Annotated in this window: 1 pseudogene; it reads right to left on the bottom strand. The window is 62.6% G+C overall.

The features are described 5' to 3' along the window. Positions 1-342, bottom strand: a pseudogene (locus CH341_RS32040) (preprotein translocase subunit SecA); the annotation flags it as partial.

Below are 342 nucleotides of genomic sequence, written 5' to 3'. Positions count from 1 at the left end.
GGCGACGAGCGTCTTACCTTCACCCGTCTTCATTTCGGAGATGGCGCCTTCGTTCAAAACCATGCCGCCGATGAGCTGCACGTCGAAGGGGCGCTGACCGAGAACGCGTTTGGCCGCTTCGCGCACGGTGGCGAAGGCCGGCACCAGCAGATCGTCGAGCTTGGTGCCGTTTTCGAGCTGCTGGCGAAATTCCAGGGTGCGGCCGGCGAGCTCTTCATCGCTCAGCCTTGCCGTCTCGTCCTCGAGCGCGTTGATCTGATCGACGAGAGGACGATACTTTTTGACGCGGCGGTCCGACGGGGTGCCAAAGACCTTGCGGCCCAAACTGCCCAAGCCCAGCAT

The organism is Rhodoplanes roseus (genome assembly GCF_003258865.1).
GTDB classification, from domain to species: domain Bacteria; phylum Pseudomonadota; class Alphaproteobacteria; order Rhizobiales; family Xanthobacteraceae; genus Rhodoplanes; species Rhodoplanes roseus.
This window is presented reverse-complemented; position numbering and strand designations above follow the sequence as displayed.